The organism is Pseudomonas sp. R32 (assembly GCF_009866705.1).
GTDB classification, from domain to species: Bacteria; Pseudomonadota; Gammaproteobacteria; order Pseudomonadales; family Pseudomonadaceae; genus Aquipseudomonas; species Aquipseudomonas donghuensis.
Genome location: NZ_CP019396.1, coordinates 3,861,006 through 3,877,160, shown reverse-complemented (window position 1 = coordinate 3,877,160; position 16,155 = coordinate 3,861,006). Strand labels below are relative to the sequence as shown.

Sequence of the window (16,155 nt, the reverse complement as noted above, 5' to 3'; positions counted from 1 at the left end):
GCAGTGTGCCGGCATAGCGCCCGGGGCGCCACGCCTTGAGTTTATTTGGGGTACAGCGGCGGCAGGCTGCCGCTCTCGCTTTGTGCAGGCTGGACCTGCTCGGCGGCCGGGATGGTGCCAATGGCCCGCCATAATTCTTCACCTTGCCAATACTGCCCGCTTTCGCTGTACAGCGCGCCGTTGAGGCCATCGAGGGCATCGGACAGCGGTACGAAACGTGCGGCCATCTCGGCCAGGGTTTCCGGTTGCTGACGCGCCCAGGCATCCAGGGCCTGGCGCGTGGCTTGGGGGTCGTTGGCCTGGCACGCGCGCTTGAGGTCATCAAGCAGGGTGCGCGGGCTCGGCCCGGTTTGCGCCGCACGCAGCACCGCCGGTTGCGAGCGCGCCCGCCACCAGAGGGCAAAGCCCAGCAGGGTGGTCAGGGCCAGTACCAGGGTACTCAGTTGCCAGGGCCAGAGCAGGTGGGTTTGCACTGTGACCGGATCGACGCTGGCCGGTTTGTCGGCGCTCAACGCCGGGTTGTCCTCGATCTGCAGGCTACGAGCGGGCAGGCTGCTGCGTTCCAGGTGATCTTCGCGGGTGTTCCACCAGACCACTTCCTGGCTCGGCAGTTCCAGCCGGCCGCTGTGGGTCGGCACCAGCGCTTCGCGCTCTTCACGCACACCGAGCAGGCCACGGTCGTTGACCTGGTTGCGCAATTGCGGCTGGTCCGGGTAGCGGCGCAGGCCGGTGACTTCGGTGCCCGGCAGCGGCGGCAGCTGGGCGCTGGACAAGCCCTCGGCCTGGAGGATCACGGTGCGGGTCAGCGAGTCGCCGATCTGGGTCTGCTGCTGGGCCGGGTCCGGGCTCCAGTGTTCTTCCAGGGTCAGGCTGTTGGCCGGCAGCCAGGGCGCATTGGCCGGGTAGTCGGCCGGGATCGGGTCGACTGTCAGCACCAGCGGCGTCGAGCTGACCTGCACCTGCTTGCCGGCGCGCGGGGTGTTGAGCTCCTGCTCGGCATCGTTCTGGGCAGCGGTGGCACTGAAGTTCAGGGCCGGGATTTTCAGGTCGCCACTCTGCTGGGGGTAGATCGCATAGCGCATTTCGATCACGCCGTGGCGCACGCCGTCGATGAGTTTCTCGAAGGTGCGCGACTCGCCCAGCGGCTCGACCCTGGCGTTGTCCAGTTGCAGCGGGCTGAGGCTGCTGTCGTCGTACAGCGGTACCGAGTGGTAGATGCTCAGGGTCAGCACCGCCTGGGCCTGGACGTAGACTTGCGGCTGGTCGAGGCTGGCGTCGATGAACACCGGGCCCTGGTTTTCGCGACTGACCTCGTTGGCCTGGATCTGCAGGCTGATCGGCTGGCTGCGCACTTCGCCCAGCTGCAGGGCGGGAATTTCCACACTGCCGCTCTGGCGCGGCAACAGGGTAATGATCCAGCGCGTATTGGCGCTGCTCTCGTCAAGGCTGTTGAGGCTGTTGACCTGGCGCGTGCCACGTACTTCGAAGTTGGCCTGCAGCGGCGTCAGGTCGGGTTTGCCGAACTGGGTGACGTCCTGGGTCTCGAGGGTCAGCTCAAGGGTTTCGCCGGCATTCAGGCGTGTGCGGTCGACACTGGCGAGCAGCGCCGCTGCCTGCACCTGCAGGGCGAGAAAGAGGCTGAAGACCAGGACGCAAACGCGACTCATCGATGGGTTTCCTGATGTTGTTGCTGTTCATACCAGAATTTACGCCGCAACAGTTCGGCCGGGTTGTCCGGGATCTGTCGCAGCCATTGTTCCAGGGCCTGGCGCTGTTCGGCATCGAGGCTGCTGTCAGCCGGGCGCTGGGGCGGCCGGGTGGTGTCATCGTCGTCAGCGCCGCTGGCGCTGTTCTGCGCCTGCTCGCTGCTGCTGTCCTGGGCCTTGGCCGCTTCATCCGGATCCTGCGCAGGTTTTGCCGCGGCCTGGTCCTGGGCGTTCTGCGAGCTGCTGGCAGTATCGCTGCTGCTGTTGGGGTTGCTCTGCGGGTTGTCTTCCGGCGGCTGTTCGGGTGCGTGTTCGGCCTGGCGTTGTTGCAGCAACTGTTCGACCAGTGCCTTGTTGACGAGTGCCGGTTGCAGTTCCGGTTGGCGTTCCAGGGCCTGCTCGTAGGCATCCAGCGCCGCTTCCAGTTCACCGCTGCGGGCCAGGGCGTTGCCGCGATTGTAATGGTCGGCGGCGCTGTTGCCCTGGGCGAACTGGCGGGCGGCGCCGTTGAAGTCGCCGGCCTGGTACAGCGCCAGGCCTTTCCACTGCGGGTCTGCGAAGTGCCGGGCGGCATCGGCCGGACGTTGCCGTTCAAGCAGGCGCTGGCCTTGCTGGTCAGGGCGCAGCCACAGGTCGTTGAACTCGAAGGCGTGGCTGGGCTGCGGCACGGCCAGCAGCAACGGCAGGCAGAACAACCAACCGCGACGGCCGGCGCACGCGGCCAGCAGCAACAGTGGCAGCAACAGCCAGTAGCCTTGGTCGGCCCAGCTGTCGAGTTGTACGGTCTGGCCATCGTCACGCAGACTGCGCGGGTTGTCGAACAGGCGCAGGCCGCGTAGGTCGAGGTCGTCGATACGGGCACTGCGGTAGCGCCCGCCGGTGCTGTTGATAAAAGCCTTGAGGCTGGCGCTGTCCAGGCGCGGCAGGAGGATCCCGCCCTGGTCGTCCTTGAGGAACTCGCCGTTGGCCTGCTTGACCGGCGCCCCCTCGGCGCTGCCGACGCCGAGCATCAGCAGGCTCGGGCCCTGGCGGCCGAGGGCCTGGACAATGCCCTGGCGTTCCTGGGCATCGAGCGAGGAGCCGATCAACAGCAGGCGGCCCTGGCCCAGGCCGGCCTGAGCGAGCAGGGCCAGGCCCTTGCGCACGGCCAGGTCGGCGTGCTGCCCGGCTTGCGGCATGATCGCAGGATCCAGGGCTTCGAGCAGATTGCGACTGGTGGCCAGGTCGTCGGACAGCGGCACCAGGGTGTGGGCGCTGCCGGCATAGACGATGATCGCAGTCTGGCTGTCGCGGCGGTGCTCGAGCAGGTCGAGGATCTTGCGTCGGGCCTGTTCCAGGCGGGTTGGCGCCGCGTCGTCGGCGAGCATCTGCGGGGTCAGCTCAAGCAGGATCACCAGCGGGTCGGCCGGGCGCTGGCGGGTATCTTCCAGGCGTTGCCAGCTGGGCCCGACCAGGGCCAGCACGGTGATCAACCAGGCCAGGCCCAGGGCGATCCACGGCAGTTTGCTGTCGCGGCCGCTGCCGCCACCCAGCAGCACGGCATGAAAGGCCGGTGGCAGGATCATCTGCCAGCGCCCGGCGCGTTTTTGCCGGTGCCACAGCTTCCATAGCAGCCAGGCCAGCAGCGGCAGGACGAGCAGCCACAGCGGGCGCAGCCATTGCGGCCACAATTCGCTCATCGGCGCCTCCTCAAGCGCAGCCGTTGCAGGCGCTGACGCCATTCCGGGTGCGGCTGCAAGAAGCGCGGGCGGCGCAGCAAGCGCTGCAGCAGGTTGTCCGGCCATTGCTGCTCGATCACCAGCAGCAGGCTCAGCACCAAGGCCAAGGCCAGCGGCCAGCTGTACAGCGGCTGGGCGGTGCGCGCCTGGGTCGGCTGCTGGGCCACAGGTTCCAGGCGGTCGAGCGCTTCGCCGATGGCATGCAGTTCTTCGCCGTCGTGGGCGCGGAAGTAGCTGCCACCGGTGAGCTCGGCGATTTCCTTGAGCGAGGCTTCGTCCAGGTCCAGGCTTGGGTTGATGCCCAGCAAGCCGGCGGTACCGGTTTGTTCCGGGTCGGCACCGATGCCGATGGTGTAGATGCGCACGTTTTCCTGGGCGGCCAGGCGCGCGGCGGTCAGCGGGTGAATCTGCCCGCCGTTGTTGGCGCCGTCGGTGACCAGCACCAGCACCCGGCTCTGTGCCGGACGTTGGCGCAGGCGCTTGAGGGCCAGGCCAATGGCGTCGCCGATGGCGGTGTTCTTGCCGGCGATGCCGATCTGCGCTTCGTCGAGGAAGGTACGTACGGTGCGCCGGTCGAAGGTCAACGGGGCCTGCAGGTAGGCCTGGCTGCCGAACAGGATCAGGCCGACGCGATCGCCCTGGCGGTCTTCAAGAAAATCACCGAGCAGGGCCTTGACCAGGGTCAGGCGGCTGACGTCGTCGCCTTGCCACTGCATGTCGGGAAAGTCCATGGAGCCGGAGACGTCCACCGCCACCAGCAGGTCGCGGCCACTGGCGGCCACCGGTAACGGCTCGCCCAGCCATTGCGGGCGGGCGGCGGCAAACAGCAGCAACAGCCACACCAGCACGAACGGCGCCTGCTGGCGCCAGGTCGGCAGGTTCAGGCGCGCGCGGCGCCCAGCCAGGCCTTCGAGTTCATCGAGAAAGCTGACCTTGAGCACCGGCTCACCACTGTCGGCGGCCGGCAGCAGCAGGCGCGCCAGCCAGGGCAGCGGCAACAGTATGAAGACCCACGGCCAGGCCAGCTCAAACATGTTTGCGGATCCAGGTTTCGACCGACTGGTTGAGGCCGTTGATGGCTTTGTCGTCGAGTTTGCATTCGGGTTTGTAGGCGCCTTCGACCAGCACCATCCAGCGGGTCAGGCCGGCGGCCGGGCAGCGGTTATCGAGAAACGCCAGCCATTGGCGACCGTTGAGGGTATGGCTGTGACTGCCCGGATAATGGTTGCGGCACAGGCGTTTGAGCAGGGCGTTGATCTGCTGCAGCCAGGCACCGGCCGGGGCGCCGTCGTAGGGTTTGGGCAGGCGCGCGAGTTCGGCCAGGGCTTCGATGCGTACCGGGTCCAGGGGCAGCTCGGCGCGCACGATGGCCTTTTTGCCTGGGCGCCAGTGGCGCAGCCGCCACAGGCTCCAACCCAGCAGGGGCAGCAGCAACAGCAGTGCCCACCAGCCCGGGGCCAGCGGCCACCAGCCGATCGGCGTCGGGGTGATCAAGGGTTGCAACTGATCGAGCGGGTTCACGAGGTTTTCCCCGGTCGTTGCGCGTTGAGGTACTCGCGCAGTTGCTCGATCATTTCGCTCTGGGTGCTCAACGGCATCAACACCACCCGCAGCTTTTGCGCCAGCAGTTCCCAGCGCTCGATGCGCGCTTCGCTTTGCTGGCGGTAGCTCTTGCGCAGGGTCGGGTCGAGGGTGTCGAGCTCCAGTTGCGCACCGTGCTGGGCAAAGCGCAGCAGGCCGGCGGCGGGCAGGGCGTGGTCGAGCGGGTCGGACAGCGGCAACAGCAGCAGGTCGCAATGGCGCGAAAGCAGGCTCAGCTGTTGTTCGACCGCAGGCGTCAGCGCCCGCTCGTCGCAGATGATGATCGCCAGGCTGCCGGGGCGCAGCACTTCACGGGCGCGGCGCAGGGCAATGCCGAGGCTGTCGGCCTGGGGCACGGCTTCGGTATGCAGCGACTGGTTGACCCGCGCCAGGCGGTTGAGCAGTTGCAACAGGCTCTGCTTGCTGCGCCGTGGCTTGATCTCGTAGTGCTCGTTGTCACCGAACACCAGGCCGCCAATGCGGTCGTTGTGGCCCAGGGCGGCCCAGCCGATCAGCGCCGCGGCCTGGGCGGCGAGCACCGACTTGAACATCAGTCCCGAGCCGAAGAACAGGCGCTGGCTTTGTTCGACGAGAATGAAGATCGGTCGCTCGCGTTCCTCATGAAACAGCTTGGTGTGCGGCTCCTGGGTGCGCGCGGTGACCCGCCAGTCGATGTTGCGCACATCGTCGCCGGCCTGGTAGACCCGCACCTGGTCGAAGTCGACCCCGCGTCCGCGCAGTTTCGAGTGGTGCAGGCCCACCAGCGGGCTGCGCTGGCCCGGCCGGGAGAACAGTTGCACTTCGCGCACGCGGTGACGCATCTCGATCAGCTCGGTGAGGCTGATGCGGATTCCGGGCGCGGCCAGCAGGCGATTGGGCATGGGCTCAGGCGACGGCGACGACGTCGAGGATGCGCTGGATCACCCGGTCCTGGTCAATCCCGGCGGCCTCGGCCTCGAAGGAAAGAATGATGCGGTGGCGCAGTACGTCGAACAGCACCGCCTGGATGTCTTCGGGGCTGACGAAGTCGCGCCCGGCAAGCCAGGCATGGGCCCGCGCGCAGCGGTCCAGGGCAATCGAGCCCCGCGGGCTGGCGCCGTAGGCGATCCAGTCGGCCAGTTCCAGGTCGTACTTGGCCGCAGTGCGGGTGGCCATGACCAGCTGCACCAGGTATTCCTCCACCGCATCGGCCATGTACAGGCCGAGGATTTCCTTGCGCGCGGCAAAGATCGCTTGCTGGCTGACCCGGCGCTCCGGCTTGGTCTCGCCATTGAGCGCTTCGCCACGGGCCTGCTGGAGGATGCGCCGCTCGACGGCGGCATCCGGGAAGCCGATCTTGACGTGCATGAGGAAGCGGTCGAGCTGGGCTTCAGGCAGCGGGTAGGTGCCTTCCTGTTCGATCGGGTTCTGCGTGGCCATCACCAGGAACAGCGGCGACAGCTCGTAGGTACTGCGCCCGACACTGACCTGGCGCTCGGCCATGGCTTCGAGCAGCGCCGATTGGACCTTGGCCGGGGCGCGGTTGATTTCGTCGGCCAGTACCAGGTTGTGAAAGATCGGCCCTTGCTGGAACACGAAGCTGCCGGTTTCCGGGCGATAGATCTCGGTGCCGGTGATGTCGGCAGGGAGCAGGTCGGGGGTGAACTGGATACGATGGAACTCGGCTTCGACACCTTCGGCCAGTTCCTTGATGGCCTTGGTCTTGGCCAGGCCCGGGGCGCCCTCTACCAGCATGTGGCCGTCGGCGAGGAGGACGATGAGCAAGCGCTCGACGAGTTTTTCCTGGCCCAGGATCTGGGTTGAAAGAAAGGTGCGCAGCGCGATCAGCGCCTCACGGTGTTCCATCGTTGAAGGTTCCTGGAAATAAGCCAGGGCGTGCGGCGTAAAAGCGCCCGGGCGGGGGCTGATACTTTAATCCATCCGGAGGGCTGGCGACTAACGGCAGCAGGGAAATTTGTTCAAATCGCAAAGTCAGGGGCTGCTGCGCAGCCCATCGTCGGCAACGCCAACTCCCACAGGGATCGCGCTGACCCAGTGGGAGCTGGCCTTGCCGGACACTCAGTTCTTGAAGCTGGAATGCTTGCGCCCCTGGTCACACAGGGCAAACACCACCACCAATACCGCCGCTACCACCAGGATCAGCGCCACGCCATCGGTGGAGTGAGTGGCCGAATTGGCCACCAGCGCCAGGCCACCCAGCGGTGCCAGGCCGCCCGCCACCGCCGTGCCGATCTCGCGCCCGGTGCCAAAGCCCGAAGAGCGGGTCTGGGTCGGGAACTGGCGGCTGAGGAACGAACCCTGCGGGGCAAACATCATCGGCGCGAGGATGCCGGTGCCGATGGCAATCGCCAGGTAGATCATCATCGGCTCGCCGGTGTTGAGCAGGCTCAGGAACGGGTAGGCGAACAGCACCGAGAACATCCCGCCGAGCATCAGCACGGTCTTGCTGCTCCATTTGTCGCACAGCCAGCCGAAGAACGGCACGGCAATGATGGCCACCAGGCTGGCGATGGTCACCGACAGCGAGGTGACATGGGCTTCGACGCCCTTGTACTGGGTCAGGTAGGCCAGCGAGAAGGTCTTGAAGATGTAGCTCAGGGCGTTGTAGCCGATGGCCACGAAGAACACCACGGCCAGGCCTTTGAGGTCATTCCTGAACAGCAGCTTGAGCGGCGATTCCTGGTTTTTGGCCGGGGTTTTGTCGAGCTCTTTGAAGTCCGGGGTTTCCGGGATGCTTTTACGCACCCAGAGGCCGACACCGACCAGCACGATGCTGCAGATGAACGGGATGCGCCAGCCACCGGAAAGCAGGAACTCGTTGCCGTTCATGGTCAGCAGGTAGACGGTCAGCGACGACAGCAGCAGGCCCAGGTTCAGCCCCAGTGCCGGCCAGGCGCCCTGGCTGCCACGCTTGCCTTCGCTGGCGTGCTCGTAGGAGGTCACTGCCGCGCCAGACAGCTCGGCGCCGGCGCCCAGGCCCTGGATGATGCGCACCAGCACGAGGATGATCGGTGCCCAGATGCCGATCGAGGCGTAGCTTGGGATCAAGCCGATCAGGGTGGTGCACACGCCCATCATGCAGAAGGTGATGACCAGCACCTGCTTGCGCCCGAAGCGGTCGCCCAGGTAGCCGAACAGCACACCGCCGAAGGGGCGGGCGATAAAGCCGATGGCAAAGGTTGAAAACGCCAGCAGCGACGCCACCGCCGGGTTGCTCGGGTCGAAGAAGATCTTCGAGAAGACGATCGCCGCCATGGTCGCGTACAGGTAGAAATCGTACCACTCCAGCATCGAGCCGAAGATGGTCGCGGCGGCGACCTTGCGCAGGCGCTTGCGTTTTTGTTCCGGGGTTTCGGTCGCGGCCGCAGCCGCCTCATGTACCGACATCTGAGGTTTCCTTTTTTGTCTTTGTAGTTAGGTGTGCAGCAGGGTTCAGCGGGCGTTGAAGATCCTTTCGGCGATCATCTGGCCGATCGGGATGGCCGAGGTGGCCGCCGGTGACGGGGCATTGCAGACGTGCACCATGCGCGGGGTCTCGGCGAACAGGAAGTCGTGCACCAGGGTGCCGTCGCGCATCACCGCCTGGGCGCGGATGCCGGCTTCATAGGGCAGCAGGTCTTCGACATTCAGCGATGGGCAGTACTTGCGGCACTGCTCCAGGTAGCCGCTTTTGAACAACGAGTTTTTCATCTCGGCGGTGCCGGAACCGAGGTTGTTCCAGAGGGTTTTCCAGAACCCCGGAAAGCGTGCGTACTCGGCCACGTCGCGCCAGTTCACCGAGAACTTGCGGTAGTTCTCCCGGCCAAGGCCGAGCACGGCGTTGGGCCCGACGGTAACGCTGCCGTCGATCATCCGCGTCAGGTGCACGCCGAGAAACGGCAGCTCCGGGTCGGGGATCGGGTAGATCAGGTGGTTGACGATGTCGTTCTTGGCCGCTGGCAGGCGGAAGTATTCGCCGCGGAAGGGGATGATCTGGTGGTCGATTTTGACCCCGGCCAGGGTGGCCAGGCGGTCGGATTGCAGGCCGGCGCAGGCGACCAGCTGGCGCGCGCTCCAGACCTTGTCGTCGCTGCTGATGGTGACCTTGTCGGCGGTTTCGACGATGGCCCGCACGGTGGTCTGCAGCTGCACTTCGCCGCCGAATCTCTGGATCACCCGGGCCATGGCTTCGCAGACCTGCGTGTAGTCGACGATGCCGGTGGCATCGAGGAACAGGCCGCCGAGGCCGATAATGTTCGGCTCGCGCCGTTGCAGCTCTTTGGCATCCAGCTGCTCGACCTTCAGGCCGTTCTGTTGCGAGCGCTGGTACAGGGCGTGCATGCGCTCGACTTCCAGCGGCGTGGAGGCCACCAGCAACTTGCCGCAGACCTCGAACTTGATCTGGTGCTCGGTGCAAAAGTCCTTGGTGGCCTGGGCGCCGCGCTTGCACAGGTCGGCCTTGAGGCTGCCCGGGGCGTAGTAGATGCCCGCGTGGATCACGCCGCTGTTATGCCCGGTCTGGTGCTTGGCCAGGCTGCTTTCCTTTTCCAGGATCAGCAACGAAGCGCCCGGTTGGCGTTCCAGCAGCGCCATGGCGGTGGCAAGGCCGACGATGCCGCCGCCGATGATGCAGTAGTCGTAGATCATGCAGGTGTCACCTTGGTTTGTTCTTATCAGAGAGTCTGCTTATCAGGTTGTCAGACTAAGTAGGTCAAACAAAAGGGCGCTATCTATCGGCGCCCGTTAAATACGCGGGTTCAGTCGATGCTCGGCAGGTCCAGTTTCAGGCGCTTGGCCGACGCCCGCAGGTGCGCTTCGGCGCAAGCTGCAGCACCAGCCCGGTCGCCATCGGCGATGGCCTGGTACAGCGCCTGGTGCTCACGATGGGCATCGGCCGAGCCGCCCACCGAATGCGCCGCGGAGTTTTCCCAGGCAGTACGGCGGGCAGCGGCCAGCTGGCCACGGAGAAAATCATGGAAGGCGACGAAGTAATCGTTCTTGCTGGCTTCGGCGATGGCGCGGTGGAACTCGACATCAGCCGCGGCGGCCACGGCAAAGTCGCTGCGCTTGTCGAGCATTTCCTGCAGGGCCTTGCTCATGCGCGCAAGGTCGGCGGCATCGCGGCGCTGGGCAGCCACCGAGGCGGCCTGGGTCTCGATCCACAGGCGCACTTCGAACATTTGCACCAGGTCCGGGCTGCGGCCTTGCGCAGAAGGAAAGCGGAATACCGTGCCGGTCGGGGTTTGCGAGATGTACGAACCCAGGCCACGGCGGGCGATCAGCACCCCGTCAGCCTTGAGCTGAGCCACGGCCTCACGCACCACCGAGCGGCTGACGTTCAATTGCTCGGCCAGTTGCTGTTCGGTGGGCAGGCGCGATTCGGCCGCCAGGCGACCGGAATCGATTTCGGCACGGATGGCGCCGACAACCCGTTCGACCAGGGTATCGGGGCGCTGAAGCTCAAGCATGAAGGGTGGCTCATTAATCAGGTTGTCAGACAATGCCTCTTGCGGCGGTTCCTTGTCAAGAAACCGCGTGGGCGATTACAGCTCGCTGACGTAGGTGCCGGTGCCCTTGAGGATGTTCTGCAGGGTTTCTTCGACCTCGGCAAGGTCGGTGCCGTCGGAGGTCAGGGTAATCTCCAGGTGATCGTCGCCTTTGAACACATCGGCATCGCCTGGCGCCACCTCGATCAGCAAACGCTTGGCGCTGAGGCTGACCTTGAGGCCGTCGAGGGTGCTTGGCTCGTCATCCAGGGTGATGTCCACCGTGTCTTCGTCTGGATAGCGGGTCATGAGAAACATCTGGCCCTTGTCGCTGTGGCAGCACAGGGTGGCCATGTTGTCTTCTTCATCATCGCAGGGGGTGGCGAAGAGCAGGGCGGTTTTCAGTTGCATGAGCGGCTCGATCAGTAAGTTGAAAGAGGATTCTGCCAGTCTTCGGCCGGTGGATAAACGTGCGGTTGCACCTCAATGACCGAATATGTCGCAGCATCGCAAGCAGGGGCGGGCGGGCACTCGTTAAGCTGCGCTGTCGATGGACACCCGTAAAGACACAGCCCGTCTGGCAGTCGTTTTTGCAGATGCCCATCCGTGGAGCGGGAAGATGTGACTTGCAGGTCACATCGAGCGCCTGTTTCTATGGTTTTACCGTCCTCCTGCTACGGGTTGGCTATCGTTGATCCGTAAACGGCGGACGCGCGCGACGCTTCACTCAATAATAAAGCCCAAGCGGAGTACCACAGATGGCGTTTTTCACCGCAGCCAGCAAAGCCGACTTCCAGCATCAACTGCAAGCGGCCCTGGCGCAGCACATCAGCGAACAGGCACTGCCACAAGTGGCGCTGTTCGCCGAACAGTTCTTCGGCATCATCTCTCTGGACGAACTTACCCAGCGCCGTATGTCGGACCTGGCCGGTTGCACCCTCTCTGCCTGGCGCATCATCGAGCGTTTCGATCACACCCAGCCTCAGGTTCGCGTCTACAACCCCGATTACGAGCGCCATGGCTGGCAGTCGACCCACACGGCGGTCGAAGTCCTGCACCATGACCTGCCATTTCTGGTCGACTCGGTCCGCACCGAGCTCAACCGCCGCGGCTACAGCATCCACACCCTGCAGACCACTGTCCTGAGCGTGCGTCGCGGGCCGAAGGGCGAGCTGCTGGAAATCCTGCCCAAGGGCACCCAGGGCGAAGGCGTACTGCAAGAGTCGCTGATGTACCTGGAGATCGACCGCTGCGCCAACTCCGCCGAACTCAACCTGCTGACCCACGAGCTTGAGCAGGTGCTGGCTGAAGTGCGCGTCGCCGTCGCCGATTTCGAGCCGATGAAAGCCAAGCTGCGCGAGGTCGTGGCGCTGGTTGAACAAACCGCCTACGCCCCGGCACAAAATGAAAAGGCCGAGGTCAAGGCGTTCCTCGAGTGGCTGCTGGGCAACCACTTCACCTTCCTCGGCTACGAAGAATTCGTCGTGCATGGTGACGCCCAGGGCGGCCAGCTGCAGTACGACGAGCAGTCGTTCCTCGGCCTGACCCGCATGCTGCGCGCCGGCCTCACCGCTGAAGACCTGCGCATCGAAGACTACGCCGTCAACTACCTGCAAGAGCCGCTGCTGCTGTCTTTCGCCAAGGCCGCGCACCCAAGCCGCGTACACCGTCCGGCTTACCCGGACTACGTGTCGATCCGCCAGCTGGACGCCGACGGCAAGGTCATCAAGGAATGCCGCTTCATGGGCCTGTACACCTCCTCGGTGTACGGCGAAAGCGTACGCGCGATCCCGTACATCCGCGGCAAGGTCGCCGAAGTCGAGCGCCGCTCGCACTTCGACCCCAAGGCGCACCTGGGCAAGGAACTGGCCCAGGTTCTCGAAGTGCTGCCCCGTGACGACCTGTTCCAGACCCCGGTCGACGAGCTGTTCAGCACCGTCATGTCGATCGTGCAGATCCAGGAGCGCAACAAGATTCGCGTGTTCCTGCGCAAGGACCCGTACGGGCGCTTCTGCTACTGCCTGGCCTACGTGCCGCGCGACATCTACTCCACCGAAGTGCGGCAGAAGATCCAGCATGTGCTGATGGAGCGCCTCAAGGCCAGCGACTGCGAGTTCTGGACCTTCTTCTCCGAGTCGGTCCTGGCCCGCGTCCAGCTGATCCTGCGTGTCGACCCGAAAAACCGCATCGACATCGACCCGCAGCAACTGGAAAACGAAGTGATCCAGGCCTGCCGTTCGTGGCAGGACGACTACGCCAGCCTGACCGTCGAAAGCTTCGGCGAAGCCCAGGGCACCAACGTCCTGGCCGACTTCCCGAAAGGCTTCCCGGCCGGTTACCGCGAGCGTTTCGCCGCCCATTCGGCAGTGGTCGACATGCAGCACCTGCTGACCCTGTCCGAGCGCAAGCCGCTGGTGATGAGCTTCTACCAGCCGCTGACCCAGGCCGGCAAACAGCAACTGCACTGCAAGCTGTACCACGCCGATACGCCGCTGGCGCTGTCGGACGTGCTGCCCATCCTGGAAAACCTCGGCCTGCGCGTGCTCGGCGAGTTCCCGTACCGTCTGCGCCATGCCAATGGCCGCGAGTACTGGATTCATGACTTTGCCTTCACCGCCGCCGAAGGACTGAACCTCGACATCCAGCAGCTCAACGACACCCTGCAGGATGCGTTCGTGCACATCGTCAATGGCGATGCCGAGAACGACGCCTTCAACCGCCTGGTACTGACCGCCGGCCTGCCGTGGCGCGACGTGGCGCTGCTGCGTGCCTACGCCCGTTACCTCAAGCAGATCCGCCTGGGCTTCGACCTGGGTTACATCGCCAGCACCCTGAACAACCACACCGACATCGCCCGCGAGCTGACCCGGCTGTTCAAGACCCGCTTCTACCTGGCGCGCAAGCTCACCAGCGACGACCTCGACGACAAGCAGCAGCGTCTGGAACAGGCCATCCTGACTGCCCTGGACGACGTTCAGGTGCTCAACGAAGACCGCATCCTGCGTCGCTACCTGGACCTGATCAAGGCCACCCTGCGCACCAACTTCTACCAGACCGATGACCAGGGTCATAACAAGTCGTACTTCAGCTTCAAGTTCAACCCCAAGCTGATCCCCGAGCTGCCCAAGCCGGTGCCGAAGTTCGAAATCTTCGTCTACTCGCCACGGGTCGAGGGTGTGCACCTGCGCTTTGGCAACGTCGCCCGCGGCGGCCTGCGCTGGTCGGACCGCGAGGAAGACTTCCGTACCGAAGTGCTGGGCCTGGTAAAAGCCCAGCAGGTGAAGAACTCGGTGATCGTGCCGGTCGGCGCCAAGGGCGGTTTCCTGCCTCGCCGCCTGCCGCTGGGCGGCAGCCGCGATGATATCCAGGCCGAAGGCATCGCCTGCTACCGGATCTTCATCTCCGGCCTGCTGGACATCACCGACAACCTCAAGGACGGCGCCCTGGTGCCGCCGGCCAACGTCGTGCGTCATGACGACGATGACCCGTACCTGGTGGTGGCCGCCGACAAAGGCACCGCGACTTTCTCCGACATCGCCAACGGCATTGCCATCGACTACGGCTTCTGGCTGGGCGATGCGTTCGCTTCCGGTGGTTCGGCCGGTTACGACCACAAGAAGATGGGCATTACCGCCCGTGGCGCCTGGGTCGGCGTGCAGCGGCACTTCCGCGAGCGCGGCATCAATGTCCAGGAAGACCCGATCACCGTGGTCGGTGTTGGCGACATGGCCGGTGACGTGTTCGGCAACGGCCTGCTGATGTCCGACAAGCTGCAACTGGTGGCGGCGTTCAACCACCTGCACATCTTCATCGACCCGAACCCGGAGCCTGCCAGCAGCTTTGCCGAGCGCCAGCGCCTGTTCGATCTGCCGCGTTCGGCCTGGAGCGACTACGACACCAGCATCATGTCCGAAGGCGGCGGGATCTTCCCGCGCAGCGCGAAAAGCATCGCGATCACCCCGCAGATGAAAGAGCGCTTCGCCATCGAAGCCGACAAGCTGACCCCGACCGAGCTGCTCAACGCGCTGCTCAAGGCGCCGGTCGACCTGCTGTGGAACGGCGGTATCGGTACCTACGTCAAGTCCAGTGAAGAAACCCACGCCGACGTCGGCGACAAGGCCAACGACGCCCTGCGCGTGGACGGCAACGAGCTGCGTTGCAAGGTGGTGGGCGAGGGCGGCAACCTCGGCATGACCCAGTTGGGCCGGGTCGAGTTCGGCTTGAACGGCGGTGCGACCAACACCGACTTCATCGACAACGCCGGTGGTGTGGACTGCTCCGACCACGAGGTCAATATCAAGATCCTGCTCAACGAAGTGGTGCAGGCCGGCGACATGACCGAGAAGCAGCGCAACCAGCTGCTGGGCAGCATGACCGACGAAGTGGCCGGCCTGGTGCTGGGCAACAACTACAAGCAGACCCAGGCATTGTCGCTGGCTGCACGTCGGGCCAAGGAGCGCATCGCCGAATACAAGCGCCTGATGGCCGATCTTGAGGGCCGCGGCAAGCTGGACCGTGCCATCGAGTTCCTGCCGACCGAAGAGCAACTGACCGAGCGCCTGGCGGCCGGCCAGGGCCTGACCCGTGCCGAACTGTCGGTGTTGATCTCCTACAGCAAGATCGACCTCAAGGAGCAACTGCTCAAGTCGCTGGTGCCGGATGACGACTACCTGACCCGCGACATGGAAACCGCGTTCCCGCCGTCGCTGGTGAGCAAGTTTGCCGAGGCCATGCGCCGCCATCGCCTGAAGCGCGAGATCGTCAGCACCCAGATCGCCAACGATCTGGTCAACAACATGGGCATCACCTTCGTTCAGCGTCTGAAAGAGTCCACCGGCATGAGCCCGGCGAATGTCGCCGGTGCCTATGTGATCGTGCGTGACATCTTCCACCTGCCGCACTGGTTCCGTCAGATCGAGGCCCTGGATTATCAGGTCCCGGCGGAAATCCAGCTGACCCTGATGGACGAGCTGATGCGCCTGGGCCGCCGCGCGACCCGCTGGTTCCTGCGTAGCCGTCGCAACGAGCAGGATGCTGGTCGTGACGTGGCGCACTTCGGGCCGAAGATCGCCGCACTGGGCCTGAAGCTCGACGAACTGCTCGAAGGGCCGACCCGCGAGCGCTGGATGACCCGTTACCAGGGCTTCGTCGACGCCGGCGTGCCGGAGCTGCTGGCGCGCATGGTGGCCGGTACCACGCACCTGTACACCCTGTTGCCGATCATCGAAGCGTCCGACGTCACCGGCCAGGACCCGGCCGAAGTGGCCAAGGCCTTCTTCGCCGTTGGCAGTGCCCTGGACCTGACCTGGTACCTGCAGGAAATCAGCAACCTGCCGGTGGAAAACAACTGGCAGGCCCTGGCCCGCGAAGCCTTCCGCGATGATATCGACCTGCAGCAGCGGGCGATCACCATCTCGGTGCTGCAGATGGACGATGCGCCGGAGGACATGGACGCCCGCGTGGCCCTGTGGCTGAACCAGCACCGGGTCATGGTCGAGCGCTGGCGTGCCATGCTCGACGAGCTGCGCGCGGCGACCGGTACCGACTACGCCATGTACGCGGTGGCCAACCGCGAGCTGGTGGACCTGGCCTTGAGTGGCCAGGCAACGGTGATGCCGTCCTGAGCGTGAGCTGAAATGAAAAAGCCCCGGCATTTGCCGGGGCTTTTTTTGTGCCTGTCCCGGC

At 64.9% G+C, this 16,155-nt stretch carries 11 protein-coding genes; 1 reads left to right on the top strand and 10 read right to left on the bottom strand.

All coding sequences use genetic code 11. The features are described 5' to 3' along the window. Window positions 1-41: 41 nt before the first annotated feature. From PspR32_RS17930 to PspR32_RS17885, 10 genes are all read right to left on the bottom strand, one after another. Window positions 42-1,667, bottom strand: a complete 1,626-nt coding sequence (locus tag PspR32_RS17930) for a BatD family protein (RefSeq protein WP_100782029.1) — start codon at window positions 1,665-1,667, stop codon at window positions 42-44. Continuing rightward, the gene (locus PspR32_RS17925; RefSeq protein WP_159388977.1) at window positions 1,664-3,385 is read right to left on the bottom strand and encodes a VWA domain-containing protein; all 1,722 of its coding nucleotides are present in this window, start codon (window positions 3,383-3,385) and stop codon (window positions 1,664-1,666) included. Before PspR32_RS17925 ends, PspR32_RS17930 begins: the two co-directional genes overlap by 4 nt. Further along, window positions 3,382-4,458 carry a vWA domain-containing protein gene (locus tag PspR32_RS17920; protein WP_010223298.1) on the bottom strand — a complete coding sequence of 359 codons (1,077 nt, stop codon included), beginning with the start codon at window positions 4,456-4,458 and terminating at the stop codon, window positions 3,382-3,384. The genes PspR32_RS17925 and PspR32_RS17920 overlap by 4 nt, the downstream gene beginning before the upstream one ends. Continuing rightward, entirely contained in the window at window positions 4,451-4,945 is a 495-nt protein-coding gene (locus PspR32_RS17915) for a DUF4381 domain-containing protein (protein WP_159388976.1), read from the bottom strand. Before PspR32_RS17915 ends, PspR32_RS17920 begins: the two co-directional genes overlap by 8 nt. After that, window positions 4,942-5,886, bottom strand: coding sequence for a DUF58 domain-containing protein (locus PspR32_RS17910; RefSeq protein ID WP_010223301.1), 945 nt, complete (start codon window positions 5,884-5,886; stop codon window positions 4,942-4,944). The genes PspR32_RS17915 and PspR32_RS17910 overlap by 4 nt, the downstream gene beginning before the upstream one ends. Window positions 5,887-5,890: 4 nt before the next feature. Next, window positions 5,891-6,850: an AAA family ATPase gene (locus PspR32_RS17905; RefSeq protein WP_010223302.1), complete on the bottom strand. Its 960-nt coding sequence runs from the start codon at window positions 6,848-6,850 to the stop codon at window positions 5,891-5,893. A gap of 213 nt (window positions 6,851-7,063) precedes the next feature. Then, window positions 7,064-8,392, bottom strand: a complete 1,329-nt coding sequence (locus PspR32_RS17900; protein WP_036996443.1) for an MFS transporter — start codon at window positions 8,390-8,392, stop codon at window positions 7,064-7,066. A gap of 45 nt (window positions 8,393-8,437) precedes the next feature. Continuing rightward, a complete protein-coding gene (gene lhgO, locus PspR32_RS17895; protein ID WP_010223304.1) occupies window positions 8,438-9,631 on the bottom strand; it encodes an L-2-hydroxyglutarate oxidase in 1,194 nt (397 codons plus the stop codon). Between the two features lie 110 nt (window positions 9,632-9,741). Next, window positions 9,742-10,452, bottom strand: coding sequence for a FadR/GntR family transcriptional regulator (locus PspR32_RS17890; RefSeq protein WP_010223305.1), 711 nt, complete (start codon window positions 10,450-10,452; stop codon window positions 9,742-9,744). Between the two features lie 75 nt (window positions 10,453-10,527). Then, the gene (locus PspR32_RS17885; protein ID WP_010223306.1) at window positions 10,528-10,881 is read right to left on the bottom strand and encodes a hypothetical protein; all 354 of its coding nucleotides are present in this window, start codon (window positions 10,879-10,881) and stop codon (window positions 10,528-10,530) included. A gap of 347 nt (window positions 10,882-11,228) precedes the next feature. Between PspR32_RS17885 and PspR32_RS17880 the strand changes: the two genes are divergently transcribed. Then, complete coding sequence (locus tag PspR32_RS17880) at window positions 11,229-16,094, top strand: NAD-glutamate dehydrogenase (RefSeq protein ID WP_159388975.1); 4,866 nt, start codon at window positions 11,229-11,231, stop codon at window positions 16,092-16,094. Window positions 16,095-16,155: the final 61 nt, after the last annotated feature.